This is a genomic window from Njordella aestuarii, from assembly GCF_056494165.1.
Window position 1 is genome coordinate 2860482 of sequence record NZ_CM151397.1, and the last position, 16817, is coordinate 2877298.

The 16817-nt window shown below is 50.0% G+C and carries 12 protein-coding genes; 2 read left to right on the forward strand and 10 right to left on the reverse strand.

What is annotated here, in order from left to right; genetic code table 11:
* Positions 1-8: 8 nt before the first annotated feature.
* The 8 genes from SH451x_RS10980 to SH451x_RS11015 all read right to left on the reverse strand — a co-directional run bounded on the left by SH451x_RS10980 (position 9) and on the right by SH451x_RS11015 (position 11845).
* On the reverse strand, positions 9-776 hold the full coding sequence (locus tag SH451x_RS10980; RefSeq protein ID WP_479362504.1) for a hypothetical protein: 768 nt from the start codon (positions 774-776) through the stop codon (positions 9-11).
* 41 nt (positions 777-817) lie between these two features.
* Positions 818-3034 (reverse strand): discoidin domain-containing protein, encoded by a 2217-nt coding sequence (locus tag SH451x_RS10985; RefSeq protein WP_479362505.1) that lies wholly within the window; start codon positions 3032-3034, stop codon positions 818-820.
* Positions 3035-3079: 45 nt separating this feature from the next.
* Positions 3080-6571, reverse strand: coding sequence for an AAA family ATPase (locus SH451x_RS10990; protein ID WP_479362506.1), 3492 nt, complete (start codon positions 6569-6571; stop codon positions 3080-3082).
* Positions 6568-7854, reverse strand: a complete 1287-nt coding sequence (sbcD, locus tag SH451x_RS10995; protein WP_479362507.1) for an exonuclease subunit SbcD — start codon at positions 7852-7854, stop codon at positions 6568-6570. Before sbcD ends, SH451x_RS10990 begins: the two co-directional genes overlap by 4 nt.
* Positions 7855-7874: 20 nt before the next feature.
* Positions 7875-9194 carry an aspartate aminotransferase family protein gene (locus tag SH451x_RS11000; protein ID WP_479362508.1) on the reverse strand — a complete coding sequence of 440 codons (1320 nt, stop codon included), beginning with the start codon at positions 9192-9194 and terminating at the stop codon, positions 7875-7877.
* Entirely contained in the window at positions 9191-9712 is a 522-nt protein-coding gene (gene coaD, locus SH451x_RS11005) for a pantetheine-phosphate adenylyltransferase (protein WP_479362509.1), read from the reverse strand. The genes SH451x_RS11000 and coaD overlap by 4 nt, the downstream gene beginning before the upstream one ends.
* Before the next feature lie 34 nt (positions 9713-9746).
* Entirely contained in the window at positions 9747-10577 is an 831-nt protein-coding gene (locus tag SH451x_RS11010; RefSeq protein WP_479362510.1) for a hypothetical protein, read from the reverse strand.
* Positions 10578-10666: 89 nt separating this feature from the next.
* Positions 10667-11845 (reverse strand): aminotransferase class V-fold PLP-dependent enzyme, encoded by a 1179-nt coding sequence (locus SH451x_RS11015; protein WP_479362511.1) that lies wholly within the window; start codon positions 11843-11845, stop codon positions 10667-10669.
* A 201-nt stretch (positions 11846-12046) separates the two neighbouring features.
* On the opposite strand from SH451x_RS11015, the gene SH451x_RS11020 reads away from it, so the two are divergent.
* Positions 12047-12247, forward strand: coding sequence for a hypothetical protein (locus SH451x_RS11020; RefSeq protein ID WP_479362512.1), 201 nt, complete (start codon positions 12047-12049; stop codon positions 12245-12247).
* 241 nt (positions 12248-12488) lie between these two features.
* Here SH451x_RS11020 and efp read toward each other — a convergent pair whose 3' ends face one another.
* A complete protein-coding gene (gene efp / locus SH451x_RS11025) occupies positions 12489-13061 on the reverse strand; it encodes an elongation factor P (protein WP_479362513.1) in 573 nt (190 codons plus the stop codon).
* 187 nt (positions 13062-13248) lie between these two features.
* Between efp and epmB the strand changes: the two genes are divergently transcribed.
* On the forward strand, positions 13249-14262 hold the full coding sequence (epmB, locus tag SH451x_RS11030) for an EF-P beta-lysylation protein EpmB (RefSeq protein WP_479362514.1): 1014 nt from the start codon (positions 13249-13251) through the stop codon (positions 14260-14262).
* Between the two features lie 863 nt (positions 14263-15125).
* Here epmB and SH451x_RS11035 read toward each other — a convergent pair.
* Entirely contained in the window at positions 15126-16643 is a 1518-nt protein-coding gene (locus SH451x_RS11035; RefSeq protein WP_479362515.1) for a S1C family serine protease, read from the reverse strand.
* Between the last annotated feature and the right edge of the window lie 174 nt (positions 16644-16817).

Below are 16817 nucleotides of genomic sequence, written 5' to 3' on the forward strand. Positions count from 1 at the left end.
CGCGAGCATCATTTCGATGATTTAGCGAATTCGTCCGGAACTTCAAAATTCGACGAAACAACCGGCTTGTTGATCTCAACTTTCTTGAACTCAATTTCCTGAGTCAAATTCATTTCCGGAATTTCATTAGTCAGCTTGACCGCGATCATAAGTCCTTCAAACTTCTTGTACTCTTTGAAAGTAGTGATGACCTTCATAACTCCTTCGGCGGAGGTGCGACTCGCGACGGATTTTACTGGCAGAAATGTCGTTGTCGAATAGTAGATCGTTTCGCGTTCGCCATTCGATTTGCGTTTGAAAGTAAGTTTATAACACTCTGATTTACCGACCGTCTCAATCCCTTCCATCTTCGCATCTTCGTATACCGAATCCATTTCGAAGACCGCTTTCAGTCCAACTGACTCTAGAAATTCGTCAGCTTCGTTGGACGAAACTCGACGACTTCCTGTAGCCGTTGATTTTTCCCAAGCAACATCGCCGTTGCGACCTTGCTCGACCGTCGCCACATTCCCTAGCTCGATTTTGATAAGTACTTTGTCAGGAGCCTGATAGTAGATGTCAAACGGTCCAGCGAGGCCAATGCCTGGCATATTCAAATGTCCATTGAACGCTAGTGTTTCAAGCGAGCGATAATTATCCATGCCGCCAGACGCTGTTACACTCCGCTCCACAACTTGCTGAGCGGTGAGCTCTTCCGCCGCTCGGAGTGGAATGAACGCCGCAAACGAAAGCAGTAGTCCGAAAGCGCACTTGTATGTAATGTTCGAATTAAGCATGATTAATCCTAGATTTAGTCGAATGGAGGTCGAAGGTAGCTTTATTGGAAACGTTGCCATGTTTCGCTGCCAGATCGGATATGAATATAGTTCGGAAATGCGCCAAGCGAAACGTCGAGATCCTGCTTGAGTGATTCTTTCACCGGACAGCCAAAGGCGTCAATGACCGTTTCAATATCTGCCAACGGAATGTACGACGAGATCTTGTGACTCGCATCGCCATCGATCGTCCATCCGGCAATAACCATTTTAGTCTCTGATTTCCATACGAGCAGCCACGTTGCAGTGTCTGCCGTTGGAATCCGCTCTGCCTTTCCGTCAAATCCTTGTAACTGGCGTATAGCGTTCGCGACGGTGAACCAAGATGGTCGTAGCGTAAAATCATTTCGCATCAAACCAGCTCCAGCGTGCATCGTGGCATCGGAGCCACTTTCCCGATAAATGAAAACTTTATCAATCCCGCCTGCCAGCGATAACATCATCACGCGCGGAAGTTTCGCTGCCTGATCACGTTCTGACAGTCCAATCGGGCCGCCAACATCATTACCCGTTTCCGTCAGCCAGATTTCCGCATCTGCATTATTTTCATCACGCCATTTTACAAGTGCATCCACTTGCTGAGGAAAGGTCAGAGCTGTTGAATCGCTCTGTCCATCGCGTTGATTAGGATCAAATACGCTGGTCTCAGGGTTGTCCCGACCACTGTAAAAATGCACATTGACGATATCAACCAAGTCGATTGGTCGAACTCCGTCCGCATACTTGTACTCTGACATCTTTGCGACAGTCTGAAGGTCTACCCCGGCCCAACCCGCATTGCTGATTGGAAGTTCTGGGTCAGCGCGTCGCGCTGCTTCGACTCCTACACGCATCAATTCGAAATATTCATCGACGGTGCCAACAAAAGGTGCCCAAGATGGTCCAACCAAATTCGGTTCGTTCCACAACTCTAACGCTTGAATGCAGTTGAGGCCACTCTTGCCATCTGTAGTCTTCAAGCTGCTAGCGTCATGCGTTTTGCTGCCGAAACGTGCAACCATTTGGAAGATAGCTTCACCGTAATCAGCATTGTCCTTGGGGGGATGCCCGGCTCGGTTCTCCTTTACGTCCTCTCCTGCTCGAGTGGCCCACTCAGGCGTTTGAAATACGTATGGCAATACCTTGAGGCCTTTCGAATTATAAGTTGAATAGATATGGTCTTGATCGACATGCCAGGGGGCGATGGAGCCATCAAATGCGTAGTGATCACGCGCATCGCTGAACATCTGCCATTTGCCATTCTCAAAACGCACCCAGCCAAACCCACATTCCGCCAATGAATCAACCAACTGAATCAAAGAACCGTTGATGCCGAATCGATGCACCGCCGCACTATCAGGTCGGGGGGATGGCTTAACAAAGATTTGCTTCCAATGGGATTGGGCCACGCCGTTGATTTTAGTCTCCCACGAGACTAGATACGATCCGGGGAGCAGCAAATGGTCAAGCTCTGCTGGTATGGAACGGCTTGCTCCTGAGCCAAGCATCGCTTCAAACTCGCCAGACTGAACGATTGGCCCGACCTCGGGAATCGTAACTTGATCGTTCGCGCTGCCATCGAAAACCATAATGCTCATCGGCAGTCGAATGATGTTCGTCGATTTTCCATTGTTGTGAAATCGGAACTTGAGAAAGCGTGCGGAGACCTGCTGGAAATCCGGAAAGCTTTGCCTGCTCCATTTTTGATGAAGGTCAATATTTTGCAGCGCTTCAATATTTTCGTAGTTTTCCCCAGTCAGACTAGCAGATACATCGACATTCCAAATCCAGTTTGCATCACCTGCTTCCCACTCCATCGCCGTAACCGAACGCGATTCCCCCAGATCAATCGTAACGACCGCTTCGAGATAACCATTTCCCCAACTCGTTTCAAAACCAGTGTGAGCGTTTCCATCGGTCAACTTCGCATCGCCATGATCCGTCCCGTCAACGACGACCTTCGAAGTTCCGTTCAAAGCGTGATCAATACCCAACGTGTCATCGACTTGCTCAAGCGATATCAACTGTGAATTGAGTTGAATTTTCCAGTCGACATGATAATGCACCGGAGTGGTGTTGTCGTTAATCAATGTCCATTCTCCGATCGAGCTAGTATCCATCGGAAGGACAGGATCGGTTTTCAGGTCGACTAGTCTACTAGTCGTATCGTCGGCGTGACCGACAGTCTCCAGTATTCCGATCAATAGCACGATCGGAACCATAAGTTGGCGAGAGTTCATAACTTATCAATGAATTTCGTGGATCTCGAATCAGCGGCGATGTCGCTAGATAGAACCATTCACAATCTCTAGTGTACTGCATCCGCTATGTAATTTGGTCACCTGAATTTGAGCACGGATCCGCTCTTTCAACAACTCAACATGCGAAATTACGCCAATCGTTTTGTTATTATTTCGCAGCGATTCCAGAGCGGAGATCGCAATATCAAGTGTGTCGGGGTCCAACGTACCAAATCCTTCGTCAATAAATAGCGAATGGATCTGTACATTTGATCCCGAAAGCTCGGATAACCCTAACGCCAGCGACAGGGACACAAGGAAACTTTCCCCGCCAGAGAGCGAGGCCATGGGACGAACCGCGTTTGCCTGATGAAGATCGCAGATTTGAAGATCTAATTTACCGCTTTCGGAGCGTAACAAACGGTAGCGATCCGAGAATCGCTTTAGATGCACATTGGCATGGCTCACGAGATAGTCGAGCACCAATCCCTGCGCGTACGTTCGAAACTTTTTACCATCGGCCGATCCAATAAGGACATTTAACTGTCGCCGCGTTTCGAGTTTCGCAAGCGCATCCTGTAATCGCTCGTAGCCTGCCTGTTGTTTCGAACGATTTTCAGTATCCTGCCTCAACTGCTCCTGAAGACCGCTCTGTTGGCGAATCAATGCCTCGACATCCTGTTCCAACTGAGCGATTGTTGTCTGCAAGTCATTGAGGTTTGATTGCTCGCCTGAAGTGACTTGCTGCAACTGTTCAAGCTCGCTTTGTTTTAGCGAAAGCTTGGTAGCCACTTCCGCAAATTGCTTTTGAAGTTCGTCAAAAGTCTGTTGAATTATAGTCCGTCGATCGTCTGGTAATATCGCCCCCTCGAGATTTTCGCGCGACGTAAATGGACTAGAGTGTAAACTTTCTATCAAAGCAGAGCGTGCCTTATCCCAATCAGATTTAGCATCTTCGGTTGCCTTTTTCTGCATGTTCAGCTCTGTCGCAGCATTCAACCAAGCCTCACGAGCAGTGCTGTGTTGGGTTAGATATGCATCTTGCGTCATGTTTTCCAGCGACGGCTCCGTGCAAACATCCATGTCAGGAAAAGCTGCCGTCGGAAGCGACTCGCGACTGGTCGTCAGTACCGACCGTACTTTTTCCCAGTCGCATCGGATATTGGACTGCTCTTTTTCTGACTCGACGGATTCACGCAATGACTTCTCGAGTTTTGCAAGTTCAGCTAACTTGTTGCGGTAAGTTGAGACTTGCAGCAGCAGTTCTTCACAAACGATTTTGACGCTGCAACTATCCAAGTCGGACATCTCAAGGTGCTTTTTCCAAGGCTGCAATGCTGCAACAAATGCAACCCGTCGCTGCTGAAGAACGGCTTCGCTCGATCGCAGAGCAACATCGTTGTTGTTGCGTTTGGCATACAATTTATCAAGCGCAGTTTTAAACAACTCGCCGCGGTGAAGTGCTTCAGTTTTTTGTACTGTTAAGCTGTCGACGAGTTGTTGCTGAGTTGCGATTTCGCGTTGCGTCTTAGTCATGTCGGCAACGCTACGCTTGCGTCGCTGGATTCGTTCAGCGACTTCCATGATCAGCGCTTCGGCGGCTTGTAGGGACTCGCATTGGACAGCAATCCTTGCGCATATAAACTCCTGCTCTTTTCGCAGTGATCCAAGTTTTCTAACGATCGTTGCAAGCTGTGCCTGCAGATCATTGCACTGGTTTGCAGCAGAAGCCAACTTAATTTGGTTGTCGCGTTGCAACGATTCTGCAGCTTCGAGCTTTGCTTCGGCATCGGCGAGCGATTTCGCAGTCGAATCCTCGTCTGGGAAATCCGTCTCGAGTGCAAATGGATGCTCGTGCGAACCACACAAGGGGCAAGGTTCGCCTGCGACTAGCGAACTGCGATGCTCATCAAGGCTGCGAATCAATGTCGCTTGTTGAAGATTGGTCCGCAGCGACGCAACAAGGTTCTCTAGGATTTCTACGGCATTGTCATAATCGCTTGCCTTACTTTGGAACTCTTCGCTTTGCTTCGTTATCAACTGCAGTTTGTTCTGCGCGTCGGTTTGATCTGTCGATAGATTCTCCGTCTGGCGCAGGAAATTGCCAAGCTCCATCAATTTCAATCGCAAAGTTTCGTCGTCGTCGATTTCTTTGTTGAGCTGGTCGACTGATAGATCGGAAAACTGACTAGCGAACTGCTGGTTTAAATTGTCGAGTGCTTTAACTTGTTCAGCCAGCGAGTTTTCAATGCTTTTCACTTCAGCCGAATTTTCCTCGCAGTCTTTGGTTGCTGACGTACAATCAGCAAGTATTTCGGCACTCGACTTAACAAGCGACTGGACTTGCAGGCTTTCCGTGTCTACATCCGCTGCCAAATTTTGAATTTCCGAGAACTGATTTCCGAGTTGGTCGAGGTCGCTGCGATCGTTCAACCATTGATGAATTTCTCTGGTATTCTGCTCCGTTGATTCCTTTTGAAGCCTTAATGCTTCTAGGATATTGTCCACCCGTTCAAGTTTGCTCGATACCACCAGGAGTGAATGCTGAATCAGGTTAGCATATTTTGCCTGCTGGTCGTTCAGGTTCGCTTGTCGTTCTTGCAACTGAATCTGTTCATGATCGAAACGCTTATGGAGTCGTTTCACTTCAGTTAGTTCGGGCAAAAAGAGTAGAGCCGAGCTGTGGCCTTGCAATAGCTCTCGTTCGAGTTGCATTGACTGCGATTGGGCGTTAATGTTCGCTTGCTTTGCTAACAACTGCTCAATATCGGACGCGAGAGAAGTAGCTCGCGTTAGCTGATCAACTTTTAAACGAAGCGGTTTCAAAAGTTCATCTGTAGCTGTCTTCTTAGCGTTTAAGACGCTAATTTCTTCGTTTTTGGCAGCTATCATTTCTTCAGTTAGCAAATCGATGGCCCCGAGTTTAGCACGTTCTGCGTCAAGAGCCTTCTCGCAATCGCGAAACCGCGTGAATGCAAGTTCGCTAATGCGTGAATAAACAGCGGTATTCGTCAAGCTTTCCAATAGCGACGCTCGTTCGTCGTCGTTGGCTCGCAAGAACTTCGCGAACTCGCCCTGAGCAAGCATGGCTGAACGAAAAAATCGGTCAGCATCTAGGCCGACGATCTGCTCAATCAAGCTATCGCAATCGCGAACTCCCGAAGCCAACTCAACGCCATCGCTGTCGTAGATAAATCTCTTGGCCGCTTGGATCTTTCCGTCCGCTTTCAATCGAGCTCGTTTCAGATGCCACGACGCGCGATAGATGGTACCATTAGTTACTTGGAAGTGCACCTCTGATGATGCTTCGGCCGTCCCGCGGCTCATGATATCCGCTGGCGATGGCGTCGCCGCATACCTAGCAGCGCGACCAAACATAGCCAGCGTGATAGCGTCCAGGATCGTTGACTTGCCTGCTCCCGTCGGCCCGGTTATTGCAAATATGCCGACGTCTGCCAGCAACCCTGAATCGAATGGAATTGTGTGCGTGCCACGCAAGGAGTTGAGGTTCGAGAAGATGACTTTTTGAATTTTCACGTCGCTGACTCCTGTGATGGCATTTGTTCCGGTGATGCACCAGCTTCCGCCGTGAACATTTCATCCAGCAAGCAGTCGAATTCCACCTGCAGTGCCTCTTTATCCGAAGCAGTCAGTTCCGAAAGATCGTCGAGTCGTCGTTTGAACACCGCTTTCGGTTGATCGCGCAGATCGCGAATTGCATCCTCGATGGCGACTTCGCCAGCTCGAAGGCTAATGTCCAAGGCTGTATTCTCCATGACAATTTGCAGGATGCGAACATTCGGGTTCGTCACACAGGCGCGAATCGCGTCTGCGGAAATCGACACAGCGCTAGCCCCAACTAACGTAAGTTCGACAAAGCAGCCACCTTCTATTTCAGGCCATGAGTAATTTGAAACGAACTCGATTGCCTTTTCTGCCGGGCATGCCAACCGTAATAGCTTGCGATACAGTGGAACGGAAAGTGACTCTTGGTGCACTAGCTTGTTCGTATCAAAATCTAGCAGACGAACTTCTTTGGAATCGTTCGCCTCGCTAAAACTTAAGGCGATTGGTGAACCTGAGTACCGCATCGTGCCTTGGGCGTTCGTTGTTTGCGGTCGATGCAAGTGCCCCAACGCGATGTAAGCAAATTCAGGCGAAAAATGATCCGAAGTAACGGCGCCTAAACCGCCTATATGAATTTCACGCTCACTTTCGCTTGAGGTTGAGCCGGCGATGGTTAAGTGCCCCGTGGCGATGATCGGCAAATTCGGCGCCTGTTCTGCTGCTTTGGTAAATGCTTCGTTGTACCGCCGCGCAATCCCATCAATCAGTTGCGCTTGAATTTCATTCGCAGTCTGTCCAATCTGGCCAACGCGAACATCTCGGTCCCTCAGAAAGGGGACTGCCGCGACGGCGATCTTGGGAGCTTTCCTGTCTGGCAGCAGCAATACACAGTCCTCGGCTTGCGCTGGCATCGCGCCGATTACGTGTACGCAATGCGTGCGCAAGAGCGGCGCAACGGAGTCCAACTGTCTGGCCGAATCGTGATTGCCTCCGATGACAACCACATCACATTGGTCGTGACAATGCAAATTGTAAAGAAAGTCATAGTACATCGCGGTTGCTGAGTGCGGCGGATTGGCCGAATCGAAGATGTCGCCGGCAACGAGCAGTAGATCTACATCTAACTCAACAATCGTCTGCGCCAACCATGCGAGAAACGCGCGATGTTCATCTTCACGACTTTGATCACAAAGCGTTTTTCCCAAATGCCAATCCGCCGTGTGTAACACGCGGTACATTCCATTTTTTGACACAACTTGTCTCGTTTAAGCGGTTATTTGAAAATGTCTTGCGAGTTTGTTAGCTGACCGGACGGCTCGAACGATCGGATCGCATTCTCCAATCGATGAAGCGCAAGTTCGAGTTCGTCAGTCGTGATGGTAAGCGGCGGGATGATTGCCACACGGTCCTCAAATTCGCCGGTCAGGTGGACCAGCACGCCATGATCTCGAGCCAGCTCGCTGAATTTTCTTGCGAGTGTAGCTTGGTGTGTTTCACTCTTAAACTCGATGACGATTGCAGCACCGCGGACCTCTATTGTGGCAGATTTTGAAAAACCTTCAAACGCGTCAGTCAGTCGCACTAACACAATTCGACCGATGTCTTTGGCTCGTTCACCCAGGTTCAATTGATCGCAAAGATCGAGCGCCGCATTGGCAATGCCACAAGCCAACGGCGATGCGGCAAAGGTTTCAGATTCAATTCCTGGTTGAATTGCGTCAAGCCACTTTGATTTTCCGACGACTGCGGACAACGGAGTGATACCGCCTGCAAGGCTCTTGCCAAGAACGACCAGATCGGCCAGCCAACCTTGCTCTCGGCACACCATCAAAGAGCCCATTCGCCCCATCCCCATCTGAATTTCGTCGCTGATCAAGCAAATGTCGTGCTTGTCACAGAATCGACGTAAGTTATGAAACATTTGCACCGGAGCGAAATAATATCCACGCGCACCAATGGCTGGCTCTACGATAATTGCTGATATTGAAGACGCTTGTTCGGTAAGCTCTTCGAATTGAGAGTCGAGGCATTCAACTTTACAAGTGTTTGGAGCCGAACCCACCGGGCAGCGGGTGCAGCGCGGAAAGGCTAGTGGCGGCGCGATCTCAAAACTTCCGATTGCAATCCGACTCGTACAGCTGATTTGCGACGTGGCTATCGAACGACCATGAAAACCGAGGTCAAAATGCACGATCTTCCCGGGCTTGCGGGCAATTGCGGCCTTCCAAGCAAGCTCGACAGCACGCGCTCCGGTCGTCGTGAGCCAGACTCGCGTTGTTTGCGCGTCTCCGTATAAACCCGCCAAACGTTGTTCAAGCTTGGTTCGCTCTGGATGCCTGAGTCCGACCAGATGCCCAATCGAATTTAGTTGGTCAGATGCTCGGGCAATCAACTGCGGGTGCGCGTGGCCAAAATTATTGGACGAGTAGCCGGAAACTAGATCGATATAATCCTTGCCGTGGCAGTCATACAGAGTGCTCCCGTTGCCGCGTTCAAATTCTATTTCAAAGTTTGGGTCATGCGGCCGCAAAGTTCCAGCGGCGGCAACGCATGGCTGACTCGCATCTAGACCGGTTCGCACCGAATCGCTCATTGGGCGCTTCCGGTAGTCTTTGCAATAAGTGGTTTGACAACTGATGCAGGTACGAATTTCTCAAGCGCGCGACCATTGGAAAGTGCTGCGACTTGCTTGATCAGCGAGCTTGACACGTGCGCAAACTGTTCATCGGCCATCAGAAACACGGTTTCGATTTGATCGTCCAACTGCCGGTTGGCCATCATCATCGTAAATTCTGCCGCAATATCGGTCAGCGGCCGCACGCCGCGGACCATCACGCAGGAACCGCAACGACGAACAAAATCGACCGCCAGTCCATCGAACGAATCGACTTTCACATTCGGAATATGTTGCGTCACCTCGCGGATCATCTCGAGCCGTTCATCGATCGAAAATAGAGATTGCTTGGTTGCATTGATCCCGATTCCAATCACCAAAGTCTCATAAAGCTGTGCGCTGCGTTCGATAATGTGCAAATGGCCGAGCGTTACAGGATCAAACGAGCCAGTATAAACGGCGATGCGCGCACAAAGTCGGTCGGACGGATTGCTCATAATTGAAATCGCTAAAGGACACAAACAATGGTGTTTAGTGCAAGAATGCGCGAACATGCGGCTTGCGCAGATAAGAAGCGATCCACAAATACAATGCGCCAAACAACAAGTAGAAGACTAGTCCGATGACCAATCCGATGATCGTAAACGTCTGGACCAAGCCTTGCATCTGAGCAGCGCTAACGCCTTGTGTGTCTTGCATCATCCCTAACGCGGGATTGTCGCCGTAAGTTAGTAGTGTAATTCCGAATGTTACTACATAGTTGAAGATCCCGGCATAAGATGCAATCACTCCCAGTTTTGCGCCCCAAAGTCGTGACATCAACAGTCCTATACCAGAAACCAGCATCAGGATCGAAACAATCGTTGAGAGTATCATTGGCGGAATTTGATAAATCATCAATTTGCGAAAAGATGCCTGGAACTCTTGCGTCTGTCGCTCCATTCTCGCGTTACGATCGATGGCATTGTCCACTGGGTCACCCAAGCCCGAATCGGATAACGAATCGTCACCTTCCTCAATCGTCGCCGATGGCTCTAATTCATCTTGAAGCGCCAGCCGATTGACATTTACTAGATTCACTTGGTGAGTTTCAGGGGAATCGCTGTAAGCCACACTTTGCCGCATCGTCTCCTCTGTCGACGCGTTTGCCGTGAACATGAAGCCCATAATTAAAAAGTTGACGATGGTTATTATCAAACCTAGCAGACCGAGCGCGCCAAACACGACATAGACAATGCCGATTACACGAATTCCCGATGGCTGCGTTGAGGGTAGATCGTACTGCGCCGCGTAATCCTGGCCCGTTGGCAAACCAGTTTGTGTATAAGACGCTTCAAATGGATTTACGGGATTGTTGTCCATTCTGATTTGCTCACATTTTGAGTTTTTGGAGTGGGAAGAGTAAAGCTTATCACATCACGGATTGGTTTAAAGCAGCCCTAGGGCTACAGTTAGTCTGAAATCGCAAGGTTAATGGCAGAAATGAGTCGATCGACGTCAGCAGCATTATTGTATGCATGGACTGCGATGCGGAGCTTTTCACTGCGGACGCTGAGCACGACGTTTTGCGACATGCAGCAGTTTCGAATCTTGTTGCTATCGATATTGGCAAAGCGAAATGAAATGATTCCCGAGTGATTCTCTACCGGATGATCACGAAAAACCTCGGCGCCCAATTTCTCTAAGCAATCTTGCGCATAGGCCGCTGTATCTAAAACTGAGTTTTGGAAGCCGCTGGTAGGATCGCTGCATCCGTGGTCGATCAGCGTCTGCACGGATGCTCCGAATCCAAGCATGCCGACCATGTTGGTAGTGCCGCCTTCGAAGCGACCAGCCGTCGGCTTCAATTTTGTATTGGCGTTACTGAACGTACCAGAGCTCTCAACCGAATTCCAACCAATCATCTGCGGCTGGATTCCTTCGAGATGCTTGTGGTTGATATACAGCATCCCAGCGCCTTCCGGACCTAACATCCATTTGTGACCATCCGCGGCGAGAAAGTCGACGTCAAGCTTTTTGACATCGATCGGAAATACGCCCAGTCCTTGAATCGCGTCGACAAAGACAAACACGCCTTTCTCGTGCGCCCGCCCGATGAGCTCTTGCAAATCGATTCGGTAGCCAGTGACGTAGCCAACCCAACTGACGGAAATCATTCGCGTTGTCGCATCGATCTGATCGATGATATCGTCGACTAAGATCGCGCCGTTGGGTTGCGGCTTAACTAACCGCATCGCGACACCGCGTTCAGCTAATCCACTCCAAGGCAAATAGTTGCTAGGAAATTCGTTGGCGGGCACAATCACCGAGTCGCCGGGTTGCCAATTCCAGCCATTCGCGACGATATTGATGCCATACGTAGTACTTGGAATCAGTGCAATTTCCGCCCGATCGGCACCAATCAGGGTCGCACAGGATGCTCGCGTCTGGTCGATCCCCCGCGACCAATCGAGCCATTTTACGTCGCCGGAAGTCGACACTTGCAACAACCAGCGTTCGATCGCGGTCGTGGCCGCTAGGGTCAGCGGCCCAACTGCGGCGTGATCAAAATACGCATAATCCGCTATAACCGGCATTTGCGACCGCAGTTTTTGTGAAATAGATTCAGGTTTCGATCGAAATTCCGGCATTGTGCAAGTAAGTTATGACAGGAGGCGGGGTTTTGTTTCGCTGCGTTTTACCAAAGTAATTGCGAACTACACAGCAATTTACGAAAAGACGCGCGGAATTCGTGTCCGTAGGTGACACTGCAAAAAGTTCAATTATACTAACCCGCGGCTATTCCAACTTGTGATTCCAACAGCGTTCTAGTCGTTACATCGAGGGTGTTGATGCCAAGGGTATTGTGCATAATAGGCTTGATCCTATCCGGCCTTATTGCGCTCCTATTCTTGCTCGACCTCGTATTATCGATGGCGGGCGTGAGTGCGGCGCCGTTCGGCGGACATAACATGACGATGGATATCGTCTTTGTCGTCAGCGCTGGAATAATCGCTTATCTAAGCTACGCCACGCTGCGGGAAACCATCTAGGTCTTTCCCAGAAGAGCGAAAGTCCGCGACGATGTTGATATTGGTCGACTCAGTCTGACTGAGCGAGCATCTATCAGCCAAATCTTGCGTTTCAAATCGAATTGCTCTAGAAACAACCCTGGCCAGTGACGGCATCTAAAACTTGTTAGAGACTGGACTTATATCGAGCCTGCTTCCACCTCGGGCAAACGCGAGGCGGAGCGACGATGTCACTGTCTGCTGACAAGTAAGTCCGCAAATTCTACGTAATGCTGACGCGTTCGACGTATTCGCCGGTTCGCGTATCGACCTTGATTACGTTGCCTTCTTTGATAAAACCAGGAACAGAGAATTCGCCACCGGTCTCCGTTTTCGCAGGCTTGGTCACGTTCGTCGCAGTATCACCCTTGGTGCCTGGATCCGTTTCCACGACACGCAATTCGATATGCGACGGAGGCGTCAGAGTGATCGGGTTTCCATTGTAGAGCACCATGGCAACGGCCAGACCTTCTTTAAGGTACTTCCAGTTGTCGTCGACCTGATCAGCAGTAAGCTCGTATTGCTCGAAGGACACGTTGTCCATAAACACGAAAGTCTCGGACTGTTGGTAAAGAAACTGCGTTTCAATTTCTTCGACGTCAGCCACCTCCAGTTCGTCACCGCCCTTGTACGTTCGGTCGAGAACTGTGCCGCGGATCAGGTTCTTTAGCTTGCACTTGTATAAGGCGTTACCCTTCCCTGGCTTGACGAAAAACACTTCGCTCAACAAGTAAGGCTCGCCGTCAATTTGGACCTTCAGTCCCTTTTTAAGATCGCTAGTTTTGTAAGTTGCCACGTAGAATGTCCAAAGTAAAGCGAGTAACCTATCGTCGAACGGTAGCGAAAACATCGTGCTCCGCGAAACTGCGGCAGATTTTAGCCGCTTACTCGTATGTTGCCAGTAGGTTACAAAATTCCTCGCCCCACTTGCTCCAAAACTCTTATCACGAAGTTCTCTTGAACGCGGCAAACCTACTGAAAATATGCTAAAACCGCACGATAGCCCGCTGGATGCATCCTGGCGGCATGAACTCAAACTGGCCTTCCGCTCTCCGGAAACGCTCGGTGAATTCCTCGAACTACCGCGCAGTGCGATCGACGAAGCCTGCCAGGCTGTGCAAAACGGGTTCCCACTGCTGGTGACGAGGCCTTTCGCACAGCGAATGCAAAAGCGAAACCTGGCTGATCCGCTTCTGCAGCAAGTTTGGCCGACCACTCTCCAAGAAGGCCAGTCGGAACAAACCGAACCATTTGCGCTGGACCCAGTCGGCGATTGTGAAGCGATCGTTGCCGATGGACTGCTGCACAAATACGCGGGGCGAGTCCTTTTGGTGACGACTGGCGCCTGCGCGATTCACTGCAGATACTGCTTTCGGCAAAATTTTCCTTACTCGCAAATGCCACATAGCGTCGCAGCATTCCAGCCGGCACTGGATTATATCCGCCAAGAGCCCACGATCCGCGAAGTCATTTTGTCTGGCGGCGATCCGCTAACCTTGGTCGATGCGACGCTTGATCGTCTTTGCGACGAGATTGCCTCCATCGACCACGTGCAGCGTTTGCGGATCCACACCCGCCTGCCAGTCGTTTTGCCTTCGCGAGTGACCGACGCGTTCATCGAGCTCCTGGGGAAAACGCGACTGGGAACTTGGGTCGTGATTCATGTGAACCACGCGAACGAAATCGATGCTGAAGTCGTCGCGGCGATCCAACGCATTCGCAATGCAGGCTGCATGGTCTTGAACCAAGCGGTTTTATTGCGGGGTATCAACGACACTTGGGAAGCCCAGCTCGAATTATGCGAACGTCTAATTCAAATTAGCGTGCTACCCTATTATCTACACCAACTGGACCGCGTTCGTGGGGCGGAGCGGTTTGAGACTCAAGAGCAAAACGGTGTTCAGATCATCGATCGATTGCGGACTGCGCTACCGGGCTATGGTGTTCCGAAGCTAGTTCGCGAAATCGCTGGACAACCATCGAAGTCGCCGCTCTGATGTCGCATCTGTACTGTACAGCTTCCGTCGCTGCGTTCGCTTAAAGCGTGTCCCGAAATTGATTTCGGACTTTTTCTAGCCTCTTCAATATCAATGCGATCATCGTGATTCCAATGATGGCTTAGTGTGATTTTTCTTTGATTGGCCAATCGCCAACGCATGAACTGATGCGCGTCGCTTTACTGGTACGCAGTTCGAAAGAATCAGATAATGGCAGGAGAATGAAGGCAAGAGAATGATGCGCAATCCATTCTTCTGCCTTCATTCTTCTGCCAATTGAATTCGCGTGAGGGTGAGCGATGCCATCAGTAAGTTGAACCGATGCATAATTCATTGAACATCAAACTTTGATGGTTCAACCTGCGATACGCCCTCTGCCCTAATAAGCTTCTAACTCAAAGAATTGAAAACGCAGAGACGCAGAGGACGCAGAAAGAACAGCTCTGCAGGTCCTCTGCGCACTCAGCGTCTCTGCGTTTCAAATCTTAAGTCGGCAACTCAGTTGATTGTCCGATCGCCAACCCATGAACCGACGCTCGTCCCTTTACTGGCACCCTGTTTGAAAGAATCAGATAATGGCAGGAGAATGAAGGCAAGAGAATGATGCGCAATCCATTCATCTGCCTTCATTCTTCTGCCAATTGAATTCGCGTGAGGGTGAGCGATGCCATCAGTGAGTCGAGCAAGTGCGAATCTCGCTATGACTCTGTTATGCGATTTTTCAAATCGGTTTCATAGCAATTTTTTATGCACACGCCAATTTCGGGACACGCTCTTAAAACGCGGTTGAACCAGATTAAGCTTTTCGTTTTCTGCTAACAGACTAAATGATGGTTTTAGCTATCTGTTAAAAGAAACGGCATTTAGTCCTTGTCGTTGCGAGCTTCCCATACATCCCGCATACTGCTAGAGAACTGATCTCGAATGTTGTTGTCAGACAGAATGTCTTCCGTAGAGTCCAAAAACTCTTGGCGATCAAAGATGTAAGTCTCCGCAGTGTTACCTGCAAAATCGAACTCTAAGTAGTCTTCAGTGCAGTCACGGATTATTTCTACCAAATGCTTCAAGTTTCGAATCTTGACGCCGTTGACCGACTCAACAACGTACATGTACGGAGAGCCATAACCTTTCATCAGTGGATGCGACCAGGGAGTGCCGGGAATTAAAACAAGCTCTTCGTCGGGTGAACCGCGGTTGGCTGCAAACTTCGTAACAACCGGATTGGATACTCGAGTCAACAGGGATGAAACGTTCTCCAGTGATGACGCTGCCGATACGAACTCAAAAGATACCGGTGTGAACGGGAGTGGCCCGAAGATGGCGTACTCAGGGTAACGATGGTGAAATGGTTGACAAATTTTGGCGTAGATTGGGGCTCCTGGTACCTGAAGCTCCAAACGTTCTCCATCGCGAATGATGCTTATTCGAACCTTCCCGTCCACAACTGATCGGGGAAAGGCGTAACGCGCGCTGACCAGAACCTGATCGTCAACACGAACGTTGCCGTTTAGATCGAGAGGAAACTCGCCGATCTTCGTCATCACGTCGCCGACTTGCAATGGATAGTCTTCGAAGTCGGTGTCCAGCATTTCAATTCGCAAACCACCTTCGCCCTCGTCCAGCTTCAGTTTTCTTCGCTGCGCTTTGTTCTCGACGGTCGAGGCTGTATCCCACAAGAACAATTGCCCGTCAAACTTCCCATCGTCGATATCCTGCAAGAACATTTCGATTTCTTCCACCGGAATGATGAACCCGATGTTATCTGATTGAGTTAAACGTCCGTTGGCAAGTCCAATGACTTTGTCTCCCTGCAAAGCCGGTCCGCCGCTGTTGCCTGGATTTATCGCGGCGTCGATTTGTGTTCGCAAACCGATTTCGTATGGTGGGTAAAATCTAAAATCATGACGCGAGACAATTCCTTTCGTCATCGAGAGTCGCTCTCCGCCAACCGGATAGCCATAGACTGTAACGTCTGATCCCACGCTAATTCGGGTCGCATTCATCTCGAGGGGACGGCGTTCGCCCAAGTTGGTCGGGTCTTCTAATTCCAGAATCGCTAGATCCATCATCGGCGCGACGTGCGTAACCTTTGCCTTCCATTGCTGATCGGAATCGTCCGGCATTACATAGACCTGCGTCGCAAACTCGACAACATGCGCGTTGGTTACGATGCGATTGCCCTCAATCAACAATCCCGATCCAGAGCTTTGTTTAGCAGGCTGCCGCGCCCACGGTTCCATCAGTTGAGGAAATCGTGACTTTACATCAATCCGAAAAACAACATTTCGAATCGACGATTCAATTTCGTCTGCGGCATAACATGGAAATGAACTACAGATAACGAAGCAGGCTAGCAGACACGATGGGAGAGAGTTTCGCATTTAGGTATTCTTTCAAGCAGATTCCTTCATTCACACTCCTATCAATTTGAATTGCTAGTGCACCAGAAAGCAATCAGAGGAGAAAATATCCGTAAGATGGGACCTTAGCCCCGTCCGAACTTGGGTCGATGGTCCCAAGCAACCTCGGAATCGGAAGCTTTAATCTCCCACTCG